3 protein-coding genes are annotated in these 2,629 nt (G+C 43.6%); all 3 read left to right on the top strand.

All coding sequences use genetic code 11. The annotated features are described in order from the left end of the window. Positions 1-101 precede the first annotated feature (101 nt). The gene (locus L1D50_RS22585; RefSeq protein ID WP_239966894.1) at positions 102-938 is read left to right on the top strand and encodes a hypothetical protein; all 837 of its coding nucleotides are present in this window, start codon (positions 102-104) and stop codon (positions 936-938) included. Next, complete coding sequence (locus L1D50_RS22580; protein WP_095729129.1) at positions 935-1,243, top strand: hypothetical protein; 309 nt, start codon at positions 935-937, stop codon at positions 1,241-1,243. The genes L1D50_RS22585 and L1D50_RS22580 overlap by 4 nt, the downstream gene beginning before the upstream one ends. Further along, on the top strand, positions 1,230-2,629 hold a 1,400-nt coding region (locus tag L1D50_RS22575), incomplete at its 3' end, for a hypothetical protein (protein ID WP_239966893.1). The genes L1D50_RS22580 and L1D50_RS22575, both read left to right, overlap by 14 nt.

Genomic DNA, 2,629 nt, shown 5'->3' with positions numbered 1-2,629 from the left:
GCCAGTTATGCTGACACGCTCGGTAAGCCCCGGGCATACCGAAATTAAATATGACAAATCCACGCTTGGATTTAGAGGGAGTAAAGACTAATGCATTTAAAATGTATAAGTGGGACGATGTAGGTGCACCTGTGCTATCAACAAATAAAGGGGCATTAGCAAACCTACTATTAAAATGCTTGGTTAATGGCTACGACGGTAAACCTAGTGCTGGTTGGCAATTGCACGAACATAGCGACAACTTCAGTAATCTAATCATTAGCCCTGCAAGCAACAAGTGGTATTATTTAATCTATGATGATGGCCGCAACACCTATTTACGAGACTCAGCCGCCTTGCTTGGCGCTATTGATGCGTGGACAGATATAGAAACGCCTGTGTCATCACATAGTTATGCTGATTGGCACATTCGCATACCGCAAGAAAAATATTCTAATCAAAGTATTGATAAGCGCTCTAATAAATGGGTGTTGTTGGCAAATTCAGAAACAGCTTACCTCCTGCAAGCAGACCTGAACAACAGTTACTCAATGGTTTCTGTAATAGGGAAACTAAATTGCGCGACTTTTGATGACCTCTATATTTGTTTGGCTGCAAACCCCAATTGGCTAGACCATGACGAATTACAGTTTTTATCTAATAGGGGTTCAGGTGTCACACCGCTTGTTGTAAAAACAAAAATCCCAATCAAAACGAACCCAAACACGATGACTAATGATGTACTTACTTCAGTATGGCCAAGTTCGTGCAAGCGCAACCCTGGAAGACAAGTTCTTTGGAATGTATGGACAAACATTGGGTTGTACTCAGGTAATGAGGTCATTGGCACATTTCCGGATTTAGAATTTGCCGTGCACTCATCTAGGGAGCAGTCATCTACATTTCTGCACGAGGGCGGCTATCTATACTTTAATAATTCTCGGTGGCCGATACTATGAGCATAGTAATACCGCATCAAACTAAGCACAGTCTGTTATTAGATACAAACTTCAGTGTTCTAGAAGTCCGAGGAAGTGTTGAAGGTAGTAGCCCTGAAGGTGCTCGACAACTGATACAGTTTATCACCCGCTCAACTATGACGAAGACTGGGCAAACTATGGCTACTAACAACTCGTTTGATTTTGTTTGTCAGTCACCAGAGCCTTTGATTGTGCTGGGTATCGATCTGTCCAATACCTACGCCGCAGTGGTTGTTGATAATGTAGAGCCTGCCGTTCGAGAGCCATCAATTGATAGTAATTGAATTTTATAAGCCAAGGTCGAGAAGTATCAGCCCAATTATATTGGATTTTAATGGTACGACTCCACCCCCTGTTGAAGATAAAGAGGTTGCTGCATTTTGGGATATAGGGTACTCGAACAATCTAAATTTTGAGGTGCTGACTGCACTGCAATACGGCAATTCTGGCTCAAATGAAACCGTTCTTTCTTTGGGTTGGGCTAACGCTGACACCCTGCATATTGATGTGAACCAACGCTGGTATGCTCAACCGGTGACGAGTGAGAGCCAAACATCAATTAATTGGTTTAATAAAATGCCAACCGTCATGTATGAATACGTCCAAAAATGGAGCACTGGTGCAATTGAGCAATTTGAAACGATTCAAATATGGCGGGAAGCATCGCAACATGAAACCGCAATTTGCATATATTACGGGCCAAGTGAACGCGCATATATTTGCTACCGAGTAAAGCACCCTCATAAGGGCCGTGTAATTGTGCGGTTTGAAAACGCGCTGAATGCCAGCCCGCAGATAGGCATAGTTAAACTCAGAATGTCACCGTTTGAAAAGGTTTGCTACTGGGGATTACCTGGTGGGCCAATTCGCTCAGATGATGACATTCCCCCCATCGATTCTAAAATTCCAATAGAGCCACAGATACAGAGATATTACATCATGCAACCTTCAATCAGCTGCAATCGACTAAGTGATGATTTAAAAATTTTAATCAACAATATCAGCTGCACATGGCAACGTGGCCAGTTTGCTGCAACGGGCAACATCAAGTTTTGCAGCAGAATAGATATGGAGCGTGCGATTGGCCAACAGTTAAAGCTGGTCATTAACGGCTATGAGTTCATCGTGATATGTGAGCAACCCAGTACAAGCAATCGGTTTGCGAATAATAGCTATAGCGCATCGATACGCTCAAGATTTGCAGAGCTGGCTGCACCGTATCAGCGGGAGCGTAATTACGTTAATGACACTGATAAGACGGTCGCCGGAGTTATGGCTGATATTTTAGATAACACAGGTTGGACGTTAGACAACAAAATGATTGATTACCCAATCCCAGAGGGGGCGTTTTCGTATCGAGGATTAACGCCAGCGGCTGCACTGCTAAAAGTAGCCAGCAGTATTGGTGCGATATTGGACATTAACGACACAACCAGAACCGTCTCAGTTGTGCCTGAGTGGCCAGTTAATCCGTGGAGCACAGAGCAAGCAACACCTGATGTCATTCTCAATGATGCTCTAATATTAGAGCACAATACACGAGACACCATTCAGCCTGAGCACAACGTTATTTTTGTGAGAGGTGAACAACAAGGTGTAGCGTGTAAAATCAAACGTCAAGGCACACCCGCGACTGATTACGCTCGCGACATCGTAGATAATCTAATCAC

The organism is Pseudoalteromonas sp. Isolate6 (assembly GCF_022398435.1).
Taxonomy (GTDB): Bacteria; Pseudomonadota; Gammaproteobacteria; order Enterobacterales; family Alteromonadaceae; genus Pseudoalteromonas; species Pseudoalteromonas galatheae.
This window is presented reverse-complemented; position numbering and strand designations above follow the sequence as displayed.

Excerpts from the sequence above, each read along its gene's own strand:
- L1D50_RS22585 (WP_239966894.1), top strand. The coding sequence starts at position 102 with ATGTATAAGTGGGACGATGTAGGTGCACCTGTGCTATCAACAAATAAA.
- L1D50_RS22580 (WP_095729129.1), top strand. The coding sequence starts at position 935 with ATGAGCATAGTAATACCGCATCAAACTAAGCACAGTCTGTTATTAGAT.